Annotated in this window: 3 protein-coding genes; all 3 read right to left on the bottom strand. The window is 59.0% G+C overall.

Going from position 1 to position 3427, the window contains the following annotated elements; genetic code table 11:
* Positions 1-119 precede the first annotated feature (119 nt).
* From RM96_RS29705 to RM96_RS29695, 3 genes are read right to left on the bottom strand one after another with little or no spacing between them, the layout of a single operon-like run.
* Positions 120-1118, bottom strand: coding sequence for a site-specific integrase (locus RM96_RS29705; protein WP_039015322.1), 999 nt, complete (start codon positions 1116-1118; stop codon positions 120-122).
* Positions 1115-2059: a tyrosine-type recombinase/integrase gene (locus RM96_RS29700; RefSeq protein WP_039015321.1), complete on the bottom strand. Its 945-nt coding sequence runs from the start codon at positions 2057-2059 to the stop codon at positions 1115-1117. Before RM96_RS29700 ends, RM96_RS29705 begins: the two co-directional genes overlap by 4 nt.
* Complete coding sequence (locus RM96_RS29695) at positions 2056-3294, bottom strand: site-specific integrase (protein ID WP_039015320.1); 1239 nt, start codon at positions 3292-3294, stop codon at positions 2056-2058. The genes RM96_RS29700 and RM96_RS29695 overlap by 4 nt, the downstream gene beginning before the upstream one ends.
* Positions 3295-3427 lie beyond the last annotated feature (133 nt).

Raw genomic sequence — 3427 nt, 5'->3', positions numbered from 1 at the left:
GAGGCACTATATGCCCTTCCCGACTATATCGGGTAATGAGGATAAGCGTCTGTGATCGTCCGATGCGCACTTCTCGCGGAGCCATCCCGCCAGTCATTACCCGACATAGTTCCGTGGCCTTACAGTCCATTCAGGAAGCCGAGAAGTTGGTCTGCAGGCCGGTAGCGTCCTGGCTTGCCGTGAGCCAGAGATGTCTTCGCGAGAGCCTGCTCCTTCATCGCAAGTGTCGCTTCGAGATAGATCTGCGTGGTTTCCACCGATTCATGCCCGAGCCACAGCGCAATCACGGAACGATCAACGCCCGCCTGCAGAAGGTCCATAGCCATCGTATGCCTCAAACGGTGAACGGTGACCTGTTTGTGCTTCAACGACGGACAAATTTTTGACGCGGTCTCTCGATGCTTGTTTAGGAGATACTGCACGCCATGAACGGTGAGACGTTCGCCCCTCGCGTTCGGAAAAAGCACGTCCCCCTCACCGCGCTTGGGTTCCCGAAGCCAGGCTTTCAGCACGGCGAGCGTGGATCTGACGATGGGCGTACAACGCTCTTTCCGACCCTTGCCGATCACCCGCACGTGAGCACCGATTCCGAGGACGAGGTCATCGCGCTTAAGTCCAGTCATCTCGGACAGGCGCAGGCCAGTTTGTACGGCGATGAGCAAAAAGGCGTGATCGCGTCGGCCGGCCCAGGTACGCTGGTCCGGTGCGGCGAGCAGCGCATCGACTTCCTGGCGCGTCAGGAATTGCACTAGGGTGCGGGTAAAGCGCTTGCTGGGGATAGCGAGCACTCGCTGGATCTGCGCGGAATGAGCCGGCGTCTCGAGCGCCGCGTAACGAAAGAATGAATGAATTGCCGTAAGGCGAAGATTTCGACTGCGAACGCTCACGCCCTGACGCTTCTCCAGGTCATCGAGAAATGCAACAATCAAAGGGGCATCGATTTCCTCGAAATTCATGCGTGAAGGCTGCCGGTGCAGGCGTTGCTGCGCGAACTTCAGGAATTGACGAAAGGTGTCGCGATAGGAACTAATCGTGTGGGGACTCGCCTGGCGCTGCTGCATCAGGCGTTGCGTAAAGAAACGCTCCAGCAACGGAGCGAGACTGGCGGTAGTAGTCATGGTTGAATCTCCCAGCGCTGTTCGAGCCGGCGCATCGCCTCGCGCATCAGCTCCGGCGAGGCGTTCAGATACCACTGCGTATCCGCGATGTGGACGTGACCGAGGTAAGCTGACAGGATGGGCAGGCGGCGCTCGGGGTCCAGTCCGGAGCGGTACCAGCGTAAAAGCGTATTCGTCGCAAATACGTGCCTCATGTCATGCAGACGTGGGCCGTGACTGTCGGCTGCGCCACGCAGACCGATCTGCCGGGACAATGCATAGAAGTGTCGATGAATCTCGCCACTATCCAGACGATTGCCCTGGTTAGACACGAACAAGTAGGAGGACACGGGTCGCCCCGCCCAATGACGTTTGCGTCGTGCAATATAGTCCGCGAGCACGTTGCAGGTCGACGCATGCAGTAGAACGAACCGGGACTTGCCAAGTTTGGCGCCGCGGATCGTCAATATTGCCGCTATCAGATCGATGTCCTGAAGCTCAAGATTGCGCGCTTCGCCCAGGCGCATTCCCGATACACTCAGCAAGCCAAACAGGCAGTAATAGGTCCATGGTTGCAGTTCGTCACGCGCGAAGCGGCAGGGCATCTGAAGCGCAGCATGGAGTAGTTTGCGAATCTCGTCGCTCGAGTATAGGTATGGTCGGGCCCGCTTCGGCGAAAACGGTAGCAGACCCGGTGCAGGAATCTGTGTGCGTGGGTCGGTCGCACTACGATGACGTGCAAACTCGCGCACGATACTGAGTCGGCTCGCCCAGCGGGCGGGTTGGACGTTGGAAGGTTGCTGGGCCCACAAGAGCGCCAACGCCTGGGTGATAAAGGAAGCACGGTGCCTCTCCATGAACGCGACGAAATCAGGCAAGGCCTTGCCGGCCTCCCTCAGCTTGAAGCCCAGGCTCCGCCTGAGGTCCAGATACTCCTGAACGGCCTGCCGCAGCGTGTTCATCGCACACCTCCCGGCCACGGTACGGCCAGCGTACGCAATGCCTTGATGTCGACCTTCGTGTAGATCGTCGTGGTCTGTGGATGATGGTGTCCCAACAACTCACCAATCTCACGGAGTGACGCGCCGTGACGGAGCATCTGGCTGGCCAGTGCATGACGAAACTGGTGTGCCCCAGTGGTTGGGGCGTTGATACCGGCGCGCTGGAGCGAATGCCGAACGATGGAGCCCACGCCACACGCACTACGAAAGCCGGTGAAAGGTGCCTTCGCACGCAAAAATGCACGGCGACTCGTGCTCTGCGGTCGCCCGTAGCGAAGGTACGCTGCAATCGCCTTGCCAACATCGGCGGGCAAAGGCAGCCCGTTACGCTGGCCACTCTTGCCGCGCACGCTTAAAACTCCTGTGTTCCAGTCAATATCGTCGAGGTCGAGAAATGCCACTTCCCCAGAACGCAGTCCCAGGCGCGCGAGTAGCAGGATGATGGCGTAATCACGACGACCAACGGCAGTCCGTCGATCGATACTGACCAGCAGTTCCTGTATCTGCTCTGGGGGAATCCCGCGAGGGATGGACTGCATCGACCAGTTGGCCACCACGGGAACAGCGGCGGCCAGATCGAGCGTCATGTCGCCCCGATAGCACGCGTAACGTAGGAAGGATCGCAGCGCTGCCGTCATGAGCTTCGCGCGCTTCAGATGCAGATGCTGTGCCTGAAATTGCACAAAGTTCACGACATCGCCGGCACGCAAACGCGAAAGCCTGACGCGCCCGTCACCAAAACAATCTTCGAGAAACTCCCTGATGAACGGCGTGTAGTTGATGATCGTCGCCTTGCACAGGGCGCGCACCTCGCGAAGATACTCAACGTAAGCCAGGGTACAGGACTCAACCGGGGTCAGCCGACGCGCGGGCGTCCTCTGCGCCGGAATCAGCCTCTCACGATCGAGAAAAGCAATGAGATGCTTGAGCGCAGCACGATCTCCCGGACCCGGTCGCACGTGCCGCGCGCGATAACGTAAGTAACGCGCCGCTTGATCAGGACAGACATTACGCAAGTCAATTCCGTTTCGACCGAGCCAGCGGCTAAAACCTGCAACGAGCCGAACGTGATACTTCAGTGACTGGGTGCTGTATCCCTGCGCAGCGATCGAGTTTGCAAAGGCGGCGATATGGGACGCGAGCGGGCCGTCTGGTGCGCGTGCGAGAACGACACGGTCATGGATGGTGTATCTCATGATGGACTCCTTCCCGAATGCTCTGGGGCTGAAGGAAGGAATCAAGACTATCTCTATCTGCGGCCATCTGTTTGCCCGCGAAATAGGGCTATCGTTCGATTACCAGACATAGTCGGGAAGGGCATATAGTGCC

Source organism: Cupriavidus sp. IDO, assembly GCF_000812465.1.
Lineage (GTDB): Bacteria > Pseudomonadota > Gammaproteobacteria > Burkholderiales > Burkholderiaceae > Cupriavidus.
The sequence above is the reverse complement of the archived record's forward strand: the minus strand, read 5'-3'. Positions and strand labels throughout refer to the sequence as shown.

Excerpts from the sequence above, each read along its gene's own strand:
- RM96_RS29700 (WP_039015321.1), bottom strand. The coding sequence starts at position 2,059 with ATGAACACGCTGCGGCAGGCCGTTCAGGAGTATCTGGACCTCAGGCGG.
- RM96_RS29695 (WP_039015320.1), bottom strand. The coding sequence starts at position 3,294 with ATGAGATACACCATCCATGACCGTGTCGTTCTCGCACGCGCACCAGAC.
- RM96_RS29705 (WP_039015322.1), bottom strand. The coding sequence starts at position 1,118 with ATGACTACTACCGCCAGTCTCGCTCCGTTGCTGGAGCGTTTCTTTACG.